14 protein-coding genes and 1 pseudogene are annotated in these 14,298 nt (G+C 71.8%); 12 read left to right on the top strand and 3 right to left on the bottom strand.

The window, feature by feature from the left end:
• Positions 1–3: 3 nt before the first annotated feature.
• Positions 4–498 (bottom strand): annotated as a pseudogene (locus HNR57_RS05105) (GNAT family N-acetyltransferase); the annotation flags it as partial.
• Positions 499–569: 71 nt separating this feature from the next.
• On the opposite strand from HNR57_RS05105, the gene HNR57_RS05110 reads away from it, so the two are divergent.
• Positions 570–1,472 (top strand): TIGR01777 family oxidoreductase, encoded by a 903-nt coding sequence (locus tag HNR57_RS05110; RefSeq protein ID WP_184556754.1) that lies wholly within the window; start codon positions 570–572, stop codon positions 1,470–1,472.
• Between the two features lie 283 nt (positions 1,473–1,755).
• Positions 1,756–3,162: an NAD(P)/FAD-dependent oxidoreductase gene (locus HNR57_RS05115; protein WP_184556757.1), complete on the top strand. Its 1,407-nt coding sequence runs from the start codon at positions 1,756–1,758 to the stop codon at positions 3,160–3,162.
• Between the two features lie 62 nt (positions 3,163–3,224).
• Here the strand turns inward: HNR57_RS05115 and HNR57_RS05120 are convergent, their stop codons facing one another.
• The gene (locus HNR57_RS05120) at positions 3,225–4,703 is read right to left on the bottom strand and encodes an NsdA family TPR-like regulatory protein (protein WP_184556760.1); all 1,479 of its coding nucleotides are present in this window, start codon (positions 4,701–4,703) and stop codon (positions 3,225–3,227) included.
• A gap of 238 nt (positions 4,704–4,941) precedes the next feature.
• On the opposite strand from HNR57_RS05120, the gene lipB reads away from it, so the two are divergent.
• From lipB to HNR57_RS05140, 4 genes are all read left to right on the top strand, one after another.
• A complete protein-coding gene (lipB, locus tag HNR57_RS05125) occupies positions 4,942–5,742 on the top strand; it encodes a lipoyl(octanoyl) transferase LipB (RefSeq protein ID WP_184556763.1) in 801 nt (266 codons plus the stop codon).
• A gap of 102 nt (positions 5,743–5,844) precedes the next feature.
• Positions 5,845–6,810: a lipoyl synthase gene (lipA, locus tag HNR57_RS05130; RefSeq protein WP_184556766.1), complete on the top strand. Its 966-nt coding sequence runs from the start codon at positions 5,845–5,847 to the stop codon at positions 6,808–6,810.
• Between the two features lie 262 nt (positions 6,811–7,072).
• Positions 7,073–7,276: an SCO2195 family GlnR-regulated protein gene (locus tag HNR57_RS05135; protein ID WP_184556769.1), complete on the top strand. Its 204-nt coding sequence runs from the start codon at positions 7,073–7,075 to the stop codon at positions 7,274–7,276.
• Between the two features lie 76 nt (positions 7,277–7,352).
• Entirely contained in the window at positions 7,353–8,054 is a 702-nt protein-coding gene (locus HNR57_RS05140; protein ID WP_033312590.1) for a DUF4191 domain-containing protein, read from the top strand.
• Positions 8,055–8,130: 76 nt separating this feature from the next.
• Here HNR57_RS05140 and HNR57_RS05145 read toward each other — a convergent pair whose 3' ends face one another.
• Positions 8,131–8,598, bottom strand: a complete 468-nt coding sequence (locus HNR57_RS05145; protein ID WP_033312589.1) for an RDD family protein — start codon at positions 8,596–8,598, stop codon at positions 8,131–8,133.
• Between the two features lie 210 nt (positions 8,599–8,808).
• Here HNR57_RS05145 and glnA point away from each other — a divergent pair, with 210 nt between their 5' ends.
• From glnA to HNR57_RS05175, 6 genes are all read left to right on the top strand, one after another.
• On the top strand, positions 8,809–10,218 hold the full coding sequence (gene glnA / locus HNR57_RS05150; protein ID WP_184556772.1) for a type I glutamate--ammonia ligase: 1,410 nt from the start codon (positions 8,809–8,811) through the stop codon (positions 10,216–10,218).
• A 109-nt stretch (positions 10,219–10,327) separates the two neighbouring features.
• Positions 10,328–10,594, top strand: coding sequence for an SCO2583/SCO2584 N-terminal domain-containing protein (locus HNR57_RS05155; RefSeq protein WP_184556776.1), 267 nt, complete (start codon positions 10,328–10,330; stop codon positions 10,592–10,594).
• 40 nt (positions 10,595–10,634) lie between these two features.
• The gene (locus tag HNR57_RS05160) at positions 10,635–11,006 is read left to right on the top strand and encodes a cupin domain-containing protein (RefSeq protein WP_184556779.1); all 372 of its coding nucleotides are present in this window, start codon (positions 10,635–10,637) and stop codon (positions 11,004–11,006) included.
• 97 nt (positions 11,007–11,103) lie between these two features.
• Positions 11,104–12,021 (top strand): zinc metalloprotease HtpX, encoded by a 918-nt coding sequence (gene htpX, locus HNR57_RS05165; RefSeq protein WP_184556782.1) that lies wholly within the window; start codon positions 11,104–11,106, stop codon positions 12,019–12,021.
• Between the two features lie 7 nt (positions 12,022–12,028).
• Entirely contained in the window at positions 12,029–12,613 is a 585-nt protein-coding gene (gene pspAB, locus HNR57_RS05170) for a PspA-associated protein PspAB (protein ID WP_184556785.1), read from the top strand.
• 40 nt (positions 12,614–12,653) lie between these two features.
• Positions 12,654–14,276 carry an alpha/beta fold hydrolase gene (locus HNR57_RS05175; protein ID WP_184556799.1) on the top strand — a complete coding sequence of 541 codons (1,623 nt, stop codon included), beginning with the start codon at positions 12,654–12,656 and terminating at the stop codon, positions 14,274–14,276.
• The last annotated feature ends 22 nt before the right edge of the window (positions 14,277–14,298 follow it).

Genomic DNA, 14,298 nt, shown 5'->3' on the forward strand with positions numbered 1-14,298 from the left:
GCTCAGGAAGCGCCCCATGAACACGTCGTCGACGTACGCCCCGTCGAGCAGGAACTCCTCGGGCAGGACGCCCTCGACCACGAACCCCTCGGCCTCGTAGAGCGCCCGGGCCGGGGTGTTGTGCCCGAGGACCCGCAGGGTGACGCGGCGGGCGCCGCGCTCGCGGGACGCGTCGAGGGCGGCCCGGACCAGCGCCCGCCCGACCCCCCGGCCGCGCGCCTCCTCGGCGACGGCGAGGCCCTGGATCTGGCGGACGTGCCGGTTCGAGTCGAGCGGAGTGGGGAAACCGAGGTGGACGTAGCCCGCGAGACGGCCGTCGAGCTCGGCGACGAGGCAGTCCTCGGGGGTGTGCCGCTCGCTGAAGAAGGGAGCGTAGGGCGGCTGGGGCCGGGGCATCACCGCGTGCAGGTGCGACCAGGTGAGCCGGTCGAGCAGGGCCAGCTCGCCCTCGTCGTCGGGCCGGGCGGTGCGGATGCGCGGGGCGGGGAGCTCGGGCATGGGCGTCACCCTACGGGGAGCGGATCAAGGCCTTGCAGGGGTTTTACGGAGTCGCGCGGCAGGATGGGTTCATGGAACGTTCAAGAATCGCGGTGGCGGGTGCGTCCGGTCTCATCGGCGGTGCCCTGGTGCGGTCCCTGACCGCCGACGGGCACGAGGTGCGCCGCCTGGTGCGCGGCACGCCCCGGGCGGCCGGAGAGATCCGCTGGGACCCCGAGGCCGGGCGGGTGGACGCGGCCGGGCTCGCCGGGTGCCACGCGGTGGTCAACCTGGCGGGCGCCGGCGTCGGCGCCCGGCGTTGGACGGACGCCTACAAGCAGCGGATCCGTGACAGCCGCGTGAAGGGCACGGCGGCCCTCGCCGGGGCGGTGGCCTCGCTGGACGCGGAGGAACGGCCGCGGGTGTTCGTCAACGGCAGCGCCATCGGCTACTACGGCGAGACCGGTGAGCGGACGGCCGACGAGAGCACGCCCGCGGGAGAGGGCTTCCTGCCCGCGCTGTGCGTGGAGTGGGAGGGGGCCACCGCGCCGGCGCAAGAGGCCGGTGTGCGTACGGTGTTCACCAGGACCGGTCTGGTCGTCTCCCGCGAGGGCGGCGCCTGGGGCCGGCTGTTCCCGCTGTTCCGGGCGGGCGCCGGCGGGCGGATGGGTGACGGGAGGCAGTACTGGTCGTTCGTCGCGCTGCACGACGAGGTCGCCGCGATCCGGCATCTGATCGACACCGACGGTCTGTCCGGGCCCTTCAACGTGACCGCCCCGAACCCCGTGACGAACCGTGAGATCACGGCGGCGATGGGACGGGTGCTGCACCGCCCGACGCTGTTCCCGGTGCCCGCGGCCGTCCTGCGGACGGTGCTCGGCGAGATGGCCGGGGACGTCCTCGGCAGCGCCCGGGTGCTGCCGACGCGACTGCTGGAGTCGGGATTCCGGTTCGCCTTCCCGGAGATCGAGGGAGCGATCCGGGCGGCGTTGTGACGGCTCCCCGGCCTGCCGGGCCGGACCCCGGCGGCGCGGACCGGCCGTCTGTCCGGGAACCGACCGGCCGTTCCGAGACAGCTCGTTCGTGCCGCACTCCAGCCTCCTGCGACCACTTCATGCCCACAAGGTGTCCGTATGCGACCGCCGTGCGACCGTGCCCTGCCGATGCGCGACTCCCGCTGACCGATCACGGTCCTACCCTCGACCAGAACTCGCGTATCCCTGCGGCCTGTTGAGGGCATGACGTCTCCAGCGCCCGCGCAACCTCGAGGAGGGGCACGTGCTTGAGCCCGCGTACCAGGCGGACGTGGTCGTCGTGGGGGCCGGGGTCGCCGGACTCTCGGCCGCGCACCGGCTGACCAGCGCAGGAGTGACGACCATGGTCCTGGAGGCCGCCCACGGGGTCGGCGGCCGCATGGCGACGGAGAAGGTCGACGGCTTCCGGCTCGACCGGATCGGCCAGTTGCTGTCCACGGCGTATCCGGAACTACGGCTGACACCCGGTCTGGACGGGCTGGTGCTGCGGCCCTTCGCATCCGGTGTCCTGCTGCACGGCGACGGACGCCATCATCGCGCCGGCGTCCAGCCGGGCGCGGGGGGCGCACGGGGCGCACTGCACGCGGTACGCGCGCTGGCGAGTGCTCCCCGGCCGCCGTCCGCACCGAGGCCGCCCAGGAGGCCGGTGGCCGTGCCCGGCCGGCAGGTCTCCGTCCCCCGGAGCCGGCCCGGCGCCCCGCTCGGCACGGCCGTGGACCAGGCCCGGCTGGGTGCCGCCCTGTCCCGGCTGGCGGGAACACCGGCCGAACGGCTGCTGTCCCGACCCGAGTTGCCCGCCGTTGAGGCCCTGGCGGCGCGCGGGCTGCCCGCCCGTACGATCGACGGTTTCCTGCGTCCGCTGCTCGCCGCGCTGCTGTGCGACCCGGGTCTGACGACGTCCAGCCGGTGCGCGGACCTCGCGCTGCGCGCCTTCGCCCGAGGCCGGCTGTGTCTGCCGGAGGGCGGCGCCGACGCCCTGCCGGAACTGCTGGCGCGCACGCTGCCGCCGGGCACGGTGCACACCGGCGTTCGCGTCACCTCCGTGTCGACGACCTCGGTGACCACCGCGGAGCACGGTGAGATCCGGTGCCGGGCGGTCCTGGTGGCGACCGGCGCGCGGGCCGCCGCCGAGCTGCTGCCCGGGTTGCGGGTGCCGGACTTCCACCCGGTGACGGTGGTGCACCACACGACCGACGAGCCGCCGGGGACGGGGGCGTCGCTGCTGCTCGACGCGGATCTGGGCGGGCCGGTCGCGCACACGGCGGTGGTCAGTCTCGTCGATCCGACCCGGGCGCCGGCCGGGCGGGCGCTGGTGTCGTCGACCGTGCTGGGGCGGCCGCCGGGCGATGTCGACACGGCGGTGCGGATGCATCTGGCGCGGCTGTACGGGGTGCCGACCGCGCGCTGGGAGACGCTGGCCGTGCATCACACGGCAGAGGCCGTGCCCGCGATGCGGCCGCCGCATGATCTGCGGCGGCCGGTGCGGCTGCTTGCGGGTCTGTACGTGTGTGGGGATCACCGGGACACCAGTACCGTTCAGGGCGCTTTGCACTCTGGGCATCGGGTGTCCGCGGCGATCCTGGCGGACTTGGGGGCGGGGCGGTCGATGCATGTCGCCGAGCCCGTGCCGACTGTACCCAGGGCCGCGTAGGTGCTCTTTCGGGTGCGGGTGCGCTGTGGCTTGTCGCGCAGTTCCCCGCGCCCCTCAGAACCTCACCCCAAAGCCGCTACCTTGTCGCGGTACGTCCGCACCGGAGCCGCGTCCTTGTACGGCTCCAGTCTCCGTTCGAAGTCCCTCACGTACTCCACCGCCCGCACCGAGCGCATCTCCGCCGCCTGGCCAGCGGCCTCCGCGGCGAGCTGGCAGGCCTGGTCGAGTTCGCCGAGGCCGAGGCGGGCGGTGGCGAGGACCACGCGGCAGAAGAGGCGGCTGCGGGCGTAGGAGGGGGCCCGCAGCTGGAGTGAGCGTTCCGCGTGCTGGGCGGCGGCGCGGAACTGCTGCAGGTCGCGGTGGCAGTGGCCGAACTCGTCGGCGAGCTGGGCCTCGTCGAAGAACTTCGCCCAGTGCGGGACGTCGTCCCCGGGCCGGGCCGTCTCCAGCGCGCGTTCGGCGCGGACCAGGGCCGCGGTGCAGGCCCGGACCTCGCCGAGCACCCCGTGCCCGCGCGCCTCGGAGGCGTGCAGCAGGGCCTGGACGACGGGCGGTCCCGAGGTGCCGGCGCCCTGCTGCGCCACCCGGGCGAGCTGGACGGCCTCCCGCCCGTGCCCGAGGTAGACGGCCTGACGGCTCATGGTGACGAGCACGTACGCCCCGTACGTCCGGTCCCCGGCCGCCTGGGCGAGCCGCAGTGCCTGCACGAAGTAGCGCTGGGCGAGTCCGTGCGCGGCGATGTCGTACGACGTCCAGCCCGCGAGCCGGGTCAGGTCGGCGGCCGCCGCGAACAGCCGGCGGCCGGTCTGCTCGCCGTAGGTGCCGCGCAGCATGGGCTCGCACTCGTGCTCCAGGTAGCGCACGAGGGCCTGGCGGGCGTGACCGCCGCCGTAGGCGTCGTCGAGGGTGCGGAACAGCTCGCCGACCGAGCGCAGGGCGGCGATGTCGCCGGCGGTGACCTTCTGGCCGGGTCCGCGTTCGGCCTGGCCGCGCTGGCGGGGCAGGGACGGCACGCCCAGCTCGGTCGCGGCCGTGGGGCGCGGGGCCGGGCGGCCCTGGACCGGGATGCGGGCGGCGGCCGGCTCGCCCCGGGCGACCCTCTCGTCGGCCCGGCCGATCAGCCAGTCGCGGCTGGGCACCACGAGCCCCGCCGGCGTGAAGGCGATCTTGCGGAGCTCGGCGTGGCTGCCGGAGTCCTTGCGCCACAGCCCGCTGACGATGTCGACGGCCTCCTCGGGGGTGGCGGCGAACTCCAGCCCCGCGTAGACCGGGGCGCAGGCGTCCAGGCCGAGGTCCTGGGCGGTGAGGCGGCGGCCGAGGCGCCGGGTGAAGACCTCGGCGATCAGGGCGGGCGTGGTGCCCCTGGGCTGCTGACCGCGCAGCCACCGGGTGACGGAGGTCTTGTCGTATCTCAGATCAAGCCCGTGTTCGAGACCGAGCTGGTCCACGCGACGGGCGAGTCCCGCGTTGGAGAACCCCGCTTCTGCGATGAGCGCGGCGAGCTGTCGGTTGGGGGTGCGCTGCGCGGGTCGTTCCGTCATGGTGCGGTGCGGTCTCCTGCCTTCCGGTGTTGGTGATGTGCCGGATTGCCTGTGAGCAGGCCTTTTGGCTTGCTGGACGGCGCGAATGTAGCGGAGAGTAAGCACCCCATCACACATTTTCCCGGACATTCATCCGATCGTGTGAGGATTGGCCCCGGGACTGACGTGTCCGGGCCGGACGTACAGTGGCTTGGGCGCGCTACGTGCCTGATACACCCGTCCGAGGGAGGCGCTTGCCGTGAGTGAGTTGCGGTTCGTCCGCATGGGGTTCGGTGACGAGGCCGTCGAGTACCAGGAGGCGTGGGACGAGCAGCGCCGGGTGCACGCGGCGCGCTTCGCCGACGAGATCCCCGACACCGTGCTGCTCCTGGAGCACCCTCCGGTCTATACGGCCGGACGGCGCACGGCGGACAACGAGCGGCCCCTCGACGGCACGCCCGTCATCGACGTCGACCGGGGCGGCAAGATCACCTGGCACGGCCCCGGCCAGCTGGTGGGCTACCCGATCCAGAAGCTCCCGCGCCCGGTGGACGTCGTGGCGCACGTACGCCGCCTGGAAGAGGCCCTGATCCGCGTCTGCGCGGAGTTCGGCCTGGAGACCAGCCGGGTCGAGGGCCGCAGCGGCGTGTGGATCCTGGGCGACCCCGTCGAGGAGCGCCCCGCGCCCGGCGGACTGTCGCTGGACTTCGACCCCCGGCTGCACGACGAGGAGTTCGACCCGCGGATGAACGGCCCGGAGTACGCGCCGTCCAACGCGGGCCAGCGCCGGGAGGACCGCAAGATCGCCGCGATCGGCATCCGCGTGGCCAAGGGCGTCACCATGCACGGTTTCGCGCTCAACGTGAACCCCGACAACAAGTGGTTCGACCGGATCATCCCGTGCGGCATCCGGGACGCGGGCGTGGCCTCGCTGGCCGGCGAGCTCGGCCGGGACGTGACGATCGAGGAGGTCCTGCCGGTGGTGGAGCGCCACCTGCGGGAGGTCCTGGAGCACGCGGAGCTGAAGCCGCGGGAGATCGAGAAGACCCCGGCGGCATAAATCGGCCCGCGCGGGAGCTGGAGGGGATAGCGCCCCGCAGGCTTTCAAATCAACGGGCGTACCCTTGAGGACGCCGAAGAATCAATCGCTAGGGAGCCGGTCGTGTCCGCAGTCGCACCCGACGGACGCAAGATGCTGCGCCTGGAGGTCCGCAACAGCCAGACCCCCATCGAGCGCAAGCCCGAGTGGATCAAGACCCGGGCGAAAATGGGTCCCGAGTACACCGCGATGCAGAAGCTCGTGAAGAGCGAGGGCCTGCACACGGTCTGCCAGGAAGCCGGCTGCCCGAACATCTACGAGTGCTGGGAGGACCGCGAGGCGACCTTCCTGATCGGCGGCGACCAGTGCACGCGGCGCTGCGACTTCTGCCAGATCGACACCGGCAAGCCCGAGGCGCTCGACCGTGACGAGCCCCGCCGGGTCGGCGAGTCCGTGGTCACGATGGACCTGAACTACGCCACCATCACCGGCGTCGCCCGCGACGACCTGGAGGACGGCGGCGCCTGGCTGTACGCAGAGACCGTGCGCCAGATCCACCAGCAGACCGCCGGACGCGAGGCCGGCCGCACCAAGGTCGAGCTGCTGGCCCCGGACTTCAACGCGGTCCCGGAGCAGCTGGAAGAGGTCTTCTCCTCCCGGCCCGAGGTCTTCGCGCACAACGTCGAGACGGTCCCGCGGATCTTCAAGCGCATCCGCCCCGGCTTCCGCTACGAGCGTTCGCTGAAGGTCATCACCGAGGCGCGTGACTACGGCCTGGTCACCAAGTCGAACCTCATCCTCGGCATGGGCGAGACCCGCGAGGAGGTCAGCGACGCGCTGAAGCAGCTGCACGAGGCGGGCTGCGAGCTGGTCACCATCACGCAGTACCTGCGTCCCTCGGTGCGCCACCACCCCGTCGAGCGCTGGGTGAAGCCGCACGAGTTCGTGGAGCTGAAGGAGGAGGCCGAGCAGATCGGCTTCTCCGGCGTGATGTCCGGGCCGCTGGTGCGCTCCTCGTACCGCGCCGGACGGCTGTACCAGATGGCCGTCGAGAAGCGGGACGGGTACATCGCGGCGCAGGCCGTCTGACGCATCGTCACCATCCCTGCCCACCACAGGCGGGACAAGCGTGTGAATTCGCGCACAAGAGACTACTCGCCGGTAGTGACCGATTCGACGCGGTCCTGACCGTCCTCGCAGATGAGGGCACATGTCAGGACCGCGTCGGCGTTCCACCCCTCCCCGCCAGGGCTTCATGGGTGTTTGACCGGCCGGTCACGCCCTGGTAACACCAATCAGTGACGCTGAACTCACAGCACGTACACCCGCCACCCGAGGGGGGACCTCACCCATGCAGGCCGCGCCGCCCGTCCGCGCCACCGCGATCCCGTCCTTCTCGACCGCACTGCGTGCCGTCGAGTCGCTGCTGATGAGCAGCGGTCAGCGCACCGCCCGCCGCAACGCCTGGACCTCCGTGCTGGAGGACCGCCGTCGCGCCAAGGACCGGGTCGAGGCGCAGCGCGTCATCGAGCAGTCCCTGTCCGTCCGCCCCTGACTCCCCGGCCCTCCCCCAGGGGCCCCCGCGGGCACCGCCGTCGTCGGCGCTTGTGGGGCCACGTAGACTTCGTGGCATGGCGAGGAAGGAACCTGCAGCGGACGCTGCGAACCCCGGGCGACTGAAGCAGATCGCCCTGACCTACAAGATGACCCGCAGGGCCGACAAGAAGATCGGTCTTGTACTCGCGGCAGTCGGAATCGTCACCTTCGGTGTCTTCCTCGCGATCGGTTTCTTGATCGGTCACCCCATCTATCTCGGCATCCTGGGCCTCCTGCTCGCCTTCCTCGCGTCGGCGATCGTGTTCGGGCGCCGGGCCGAGCGGGCCGCCTTCGGGCAGATGGAGGGACAGCCCGGCGCCGCGGCGGCGGTGCTCGACAACATCGGCCGGGGCTGGACGACGACTCCCGCGGTGGCGATGAACCGCAACCAGGACGTGGTCCACCGCGCGGTCGGCAAGGCCGGCATCGTGCTGGTCGCCGAGGGCAACCCGAACCGGGTGAAGACCCTGCTGGCCGCCGAGAAGCGGAAGATGAACCGCATCGTCGCGGACGTCCCCGTGCACGACCTGGTCGTGGGCACGGGCGAGGGCCAGGTCGAGCTGAAGAAGCTGCGGACGACGATGCTGAAGCTCCCGCGCGTCCTGACCGGCCCGCAGGTCACGGCCACCAACGACCGGCTGCGCGCCCTCGGTGACCTGATGAGCAACATGCCGCTGCCGAAGGGGCCGATGCCGAAGGGCATGCGGCTGCCGAAGGGCGGGCCGAAGGCTCGCTGACACCCCGCACACGACATGAACGAGGGGCGCCCGGATCACACCGGGCGCCCCTCGTTCATGTCGTGTCGCGCTCGCCTCAGATGCGGACCTCGACCGTGCCGGCCAGCCGGTCGTGCAGGCCGCGGCCGTCGCGGTCCCAGATCAGGGCGGGGATCGCGAGGAAGAGCAGGACCGTGCGCAGCGCGGCGCGCCACGGGCTGACCCGGCCGGTGTCCAGGGCGAGCACCCGCAGGCCGAGCAGGCGCTTGCCCGGAGTGAAGCCGACCGAACCGACCGTGAGGACCATCAGCGCGAACATGATGAGCGGCGCCCAGATCTGGGCCGCCTCGTTGTAGCTCTGCGTGATGAGACCGTATGCGATCAGGAGACACAGGCCCCAGTCGACCGCGAGGGCGACGAGCCGGCGGCCCGGGCGGGCGATCGAGCCGGGTCCCTCCTCGGGCAGACCGAGCTGTTCGCCCCGGTATCCGAAGTCGACACCGGCCTCTTCCGCGGCCGCGCGGGGCCCGGAAAGCCACGATCCGAGTGCTTGCCTGTTGTCCACCCGTCCACGGTACTGCGCCCGTAAATGACCAGGGCACGGCGGGGTGGGTCCGGGCTACGGTGGAGGGTGAGCCGGTTAACTTGTGCGAAACAAACGAGTCACGCCCGAGAAACCACCCGTCCCTAGGGTCGAGGTCAGCGTGTGCCACCCGCACTGGCCGCACGAACGAACTACCACCCCGGCGGGACGGTCGGGAGTAGGAGGAGCTGGATGTTCCAGAACGCCGACGAGGCCAAGAAGTTCATCGCGGACGAGGACGTCAAGTTCATCGACGTCCGCTTCTGCGACCTGCCGGGCGTGATGCAGCACTTCACGATCCCTGCCGAGGCCTTCGACCCGGCCGAGGAGCTCGCCTTCGACGGCTCCTCGATCCGCGGCTTCCAGGCCATCCACGAGTCCGACATGGCGCTCCGCGCGGACCTGTCGACCGCCCGGGTCGACCCGTTCCGCCGCGACAAGACGGTCAACATCAACTTCTTCATCCACGACCCGATCACGGGCGAGCAGTACTCCCGTGACCCGCGCAACGTGGCGAAGAAGGCCGAGGCCTACCTCGCGTCGACCGGTATCGCGGACACCGCGTACTTCGGCCCCGAGGCCGAGTTCTACGTCTTCGACTCGGTCCGTTTCTCCACCTCGGCGAACGAGAGCTTCTACCACATCGACTCCGAGGCCGGCGCCTGGAACACCGGTGCGGTCGAGAACAACCGTGGTTACAAGGTTCGCTACAAGGGCGGCTACTTCCCGACCCCGCCGGTCGACCACTTCGCCGACCTGCGTGCCGAGATCTCCCTCCAGCTGGCCGCCTCCGGCCTCCAGGTCGAGCGCCAGCACCACGAGGTGGGCACCGCCGGCCAGGCGGAGATCAACTACAAGTTCAACACGCTGCTCGCCGCGGCCGACGACCTCCAGCTCTTCAAGTACATCGTGAAGAACGTGGCCTGGCGGAACGGCAAGACCGCGACCTTCATGCCGAAGCCGATCTTCGGTGACAACGGCTCGGGCATGCACGTGCACCAGTCGCTGTGGACCGGCGGCCAGCCGCTGTTCTACGACGAGGCCGGCTACGCGGGCCTGTCGGACACCGCCCGCTACTACATCGGCGGCATCCTCAAGCACGCCCCGTCGCTGCTGGCCTTCACCAACCCGACGGTGAACTCCTACCACCGTCTGGTCCCGGGCTTCGAGGCGCCGATCAACCTGGTGTACTCGCAGCGCAACCGCTCCGCGGCCATGCGTATCCCGATCACGGGCTCCAACCCGAAGGCCAAGCGCGTCGAGTTCCGCGCGCCCGACTCCTCCGGCAACCCGTACCTCGCCTTCTCGGCCCTCCTCCTCGCGGGCCTCGACGGCATCAAGAACAAGATCGAGCCGGCCGAGCCGATCGACAAGGACCTCTACGAGCTGGCTCCCGAGGAGCACGCGAGCGTCGCGCAGGTGCCGACCTCCCTCCCGGCCGTCCTCGACCGCCTGGAGGCCGACCACGAGTTCCTGCTCCAGGGCGACGTGTTCACCCCGGACCTGATCGAGACGTGGATCGACTACAAGCGCGCGAACGAGATCGCGCCGCTGCAGCTGCGTCCGCACCCGCACGAGTTCGAGCTGTACTTCGACGTGTGATCGACGCCTGATCGAGGCATGACGCCCGCGCCCCCGCTGTCGCTCGGACAGCGGGGGCGCGGGCGTTTGTTCTATTCTGGGGGCAGGATCACACGGGGGTGGAGCGGACATGCCGGATCACGAACAGGACGACCAGCAGCGCGAGTTCGACCTCAGATGGGCGGACGGAGCCGAGCACAAGGAGCCCTCGGCCCGGGCCCGTATGCTCGCCGCCCGCTGGAAGCACGACCCGCCCGGGCCCGTGCCGTTCCGGCCCGACCCCGAACACGTCGGCTCCCGCCGCCGCTCCTCGTGGATCTCGACCGCGGTGGTGCTGGGCTGCGTGGCGGCGGTGATCGTGCTGCTGGGGTACATCAACTTCAGGGCGCCGTACTAGGGGGTGTCCGGGCGGTCGGGCGCTGCTAGCGTCCGGCACCGTGAACGACAGCGTGTATGTGGGCAACGCGGGCCGGGACGCCGCGCTGGACCGGGGATGGCTCCTCGGGCACTTCAAGGACGTCGGGGATCCGCGCCACAGCGAGGCCGTGGAGATCAAGTGGGGTGTGCACCCGCGCGGCGACGAGCGCTCGCGGTGGGTGAGGGGTGAGGAGCGGACAGCGCTCCTGCTCCTGGTCAGCGGGCGTTTCCGGGTCGAACTTCCCGGGCGCAGCGTGCTGCTGGAGCGGCAGGGGGACTACGTCGTGTGGGGGCGTGGCGTCGATCACTCGTGGCGTGCGGAGGAGGAGTCGGTCGTGCTCACGGTGCGGTGGCCGTCCGTGCCCGGCTACGCGGTGAGCGCCGGCGGCTGACGGCTTTGCCGGTCCTGGGGGCGATCACGACCCCTTCATGGGAGGGCCCGGGTGCACACTGGCGGTGGGACGAGTGCGTGACTGCGGGGTGAGGCAGATGCACAGCCGCTTCCGGACCGACCGGCGGTTGACCACCCGTATGGGGATCACGCTGTTCCTGCTCGGGTTGCTGTACGTGGGGTTCGTCGCCGCGTTGATCGTGCTGCTGAGATCGTGGGTGCTGGTCGTGGTGATCGCCGCGGCACTGCTCGGGGCCCAGTACTGGTTCTCCGACCGGATCGCGCTGTACGCCATGCGCGGGCGGGTCGTGGAGCGGGAGGAGTATCCCGAGCTGCACGCGGTGGTCGACCGGCTGTGCGCCCTGGCCGACATGCCGGGACCCGTGGTCGCCGTGTCCGAGATGGACATGCCGAACGCGTTCGCGACGGGGCGGAATCCTGATCACGCGGTGGTGTGTGTGACGACCGGGCTGCTGCGGCGGCTGGAGCCGGCCGAGCTGGAGGGCGTGCTCGCGCACGAGCTGTCGCACGTGGCGCACAAGGACGTCGCCGTGATCACCGTCGCGTCGTTCCTCGGGGTGATCGCGGGGTTGATCGTGCGGTTCGCCTTCTACTCGCAGCTGTTCGGCGGGGGCCGCAGGGACCAGAACACGGCCGCGGTCCTCGCCGCCGTGATGGGCGTGTCGGCGGCCGTCTACGCGATCAGCTTCCTGCTGATCCGGGCCCTGTCCCGGTACCGGGAGCTGGCCGCGGACCGGGCCGCCGCGCTGCTCACCGGCCGGCCCTCGGTACTGGCCTCAGCGCTCACCAAGGTCTCCGGCGACATCGCCCGCATCCCGGCCAAGGACCTGCGCACGGCCCAGGCCTTCAACGCCTTCTACTTCACGCCGGCGCTGGGCCGCGAGCCCGGCATCGCGCGGCTCTTCTCGACCCACCCGAGCCTGGAGCAGCGGCTCGACCAGCTGGGCCGGATCTCCGCCGAGCTGGGCGAGGCGACGGCCCCCGGAGGGATGTGACCGACCCATGGGACTGCTGGACATCCTGCTCGGCCGGACGAAACCGGTCGGGGCGGATCTCGACCGGCTCTTCGCGCTGCCCTCGGCGGCGGTGACGCTGGAGGCCGCAGCGGGCTTCACGCCGACCGGGCAGGGCGCGGTGTGCTTCGCCACCGTCGAGGGCGCGGCCTTCGAGCAGTTCCACCGTGAGGTGCAGGCCCTGCTGGACGCCGACACCGACCGCGACGGCCCGCCGGTGGAGCTGCGGCAGGACGACTACGGCTACTCGTGGCTGGTCTCGCGCCGCTCCCCCGGCCAGCTCTCCGCGCTCGTGAACGACCTGCACGCCGTGAACAGCCAGATGGAGGTCAACGGGTTCGGTCCCCAGCTGCTGTGCTCCCTGGCCGGGTTCGAGGATGTCGCCGGCCGGCGGCTCGCGCTGGTCTACCTCTACAAACGCGGCACGTTCTACCCCTTCGCGCCCCTGCCGGACGGCACGCAGCGGCGCGACAACCCCCTCGAACTCCAGGTGCGGGCCGCGCTCTCGGACGATCTGCGCCTGGAGCCGGACCTGAGCCGCTGGTTCCCGGTGTGGGGGGCGCCAGGGCTGTGAACGCCCCGCACGGGCCGGGGCCGCGTGAGTGAATGGCCGTATGAGTGAGCTGATCCCCTTCACCCACGCCCTCGGCGGCGAACGGCTCAGCGGGCTGGTCACCGGCGGCGGTCAGCCGGCCCGGGCCACGGTCGTCCTGCTGCACGGCGCGGGCAACGGAAGCAAGGAGCGGCTGGTGCCGCTGCTGACGGAGTTCGCCGCGCACGGCTGCCACGCCCTCGCCTTCGACTTCTCCGGGCACGGGGAGAGCACCGGCCAACTGCGGGAGCTGAGCCTGCGCCGCCGCTTCGAACAGGCCGTCTCCGTCATCGACGCCCACGCACGCGGGGACGCGCCGCTGGTCCTGGCCGGGTTCAGCATGAGCGGCCAGACGGTGGCGGATCTCGTGCGGCACTACGGGGACCGGGTGGCGGCCCTGGGACTGTGCGCACCCGCGGTGTACGCGGCCGAGGCGTGGGACGTGCCGTTCGGCGCCGGTGACGGGCCGTTCAGCGAGATCATCCGCAGGCCCGGGAGCTGGCGCACGAACTCCGCGCTCGACGTCCTGCGGGCGTTCGAGGGACGGGCGGTGCTCCTGGTGCCGGGCACGGACGAGGTCATCCCGCCCGCCGTGACGGAGGCCTGCTCCGAGGCGCTGGCCCGGCGCGCGCAGTTCACCCACTGGGAACTCCCGGACGCCGAGCACCGGTTGGGCCTGTGGTTCCGCGACCACCCCGGCGACCGGCGGGAGTTCGTCACCGCCGTCCTGACCGGGCTCGGAGAGCGGGGCTGGACGGCGACCCGGGCGTGGGTGGCCAAGCAGCTCCCGGAGGGCCGTTCGGTCGGCAAGTCGGCGTTTCTGACCGGTGGCTGGAGCGCCCAGATGCGGCGGCTCACCCTCGACGACGGCACCGAGCTGGCGCTGCGGACCTTCGTGAAGCCCTTCTTCCGGCGGCACGCGCCGGGGCTGCTGGCCCGTGAGGCGGAGATCCTCTCCCTGCTGGCGGAGCAGGAGGGCGTACCGGCCGCCGAGCTGATCGGTGTCGACGCGACCGGCGAGACTTGCGACCATCCGTCCCTGCTGATGTCCGTACTGCCGGGGCGGGTCCGGGTCGACGAGGAGGAACTCGACGAGCGGGTGGACCTGCTGGCGGGCCAGCTGGCCCGGATCCACCGGATCGTCCCCCGGGAGCGTCCGCGTGCGTACCAGGCGTGGACGTCGCCGTCCGCGGTCCCGGCGGGGTGGGAGCGGGCCGTGGACGTCATCCGCCGCGATCCCCCGCCCTACGACGGCTGCTTCCTGCACCGCGACTTCCACCCCGGGAACGTCCTGTTCACGGGTTCGGGGACCGGTCTGCGGATCAGTGGTGTCGTCGACTGGGTGGAGACCTCGTGGGGGCCCGCCGACCTGGACGTCGCCCACTGCTCGACGGCACTGGCGCTGCTGTTCGGCCCCGAGTACGGCCTCGGTTTCCGGGAGCGCTACGAGGCCCTGGGCGGGCGGCGCCTGGCCGACGGCCCGGAGCATCTGTACTGGCGGCTGCTCGATGCCCTGGCCTACGTCCCCGACGCGGCGAAGCTGGCGGGGCCGTGGCGGGAACTGGGCCGGACCGATCTGACGCCGCAGGTGCTGGGCGAGCGGCTGGGGGCGTATGTTGAGGGGCTGATGGAGCGGTACGCCTGAGGCGGCGGGCCGGTCGCGACTT

The sequence above is a fragment of the Streptomyces paradoxus genome (genome assembly GCF_014202475.1).
Taxonomy (GTDB): Bacteria; Actinomycetota; Actinomycetes; order Streptomycetales; family Streptomycetaceae; genus Streptomyces; species Streptomyces paradoxus.

Excerpts from the sequence above, each read along its gene's own strand:
- HNR57_RS05110 (WP_184556754.1), top strand. The coding sequence starts at position 570 with ATGGAACGTTCAAGAATCGCGGTGGCGGGTGCGTCCGGTCTCATCGGC.
- HNR57_RS05120 (WP_184556760.1), bottom strand. The coding sequence starts at position 4,703 with ATGACGGAACGACCCGCGCAGCGCACCCCCAACCGACAGCTCGCCGCG.
- HNR57_RS05135 (WP_184556769.1), top strand. The coding sequence starts at position 7,073 with ATGCAGGCCGCGCCGCCCGTCCGCGCCACCGCGATCCCGTCCTTCTCG.
- HNR57_RS05140 (WP_033312590.1), top strand. The coding sequence starts at position 7,353 with ATGGCGAGGAAGGAACCTGCAGCGGACGCTGCGAACCCCGGGCGACTG.
- glnA (WP_184556772.1), top strand. The coding sequence starts at position 8,809 with ATGTTCCAGAACGCCGACGAGGCCAAGAAGTTCATCGCGGACGAGGAC.
- HNR57_RS05155 (WP_184556776.1), top strand. The coding sequence starts at position 10,328 with ATGCCGGATCACGAACAGGACGACCAGCAGCGCGAGTTCGACCTCAGA.
- htpX (WP_184556782.1), top strand. The coding sequence starts at position 11,104 with ATGCACAGCCGCTTCCGGACCGACCGGCGGTTGACCACCCGTATGGGG.
- pspAB (WP_184556785.1), top strand. The coding sequence starts at position 12,029 with ATGGGACTGCTGGACATCCTGCTCGGCCGGACGAAACCGGTCGGGGCG.
- HNR57_RS05175 (WP_184556799.1), top strand. The coding sequence starts at position 12,654 with ATGAGTGAGCTGATCCCCTTCACCCACGCCCTCGGCGGCGAACGGCTC.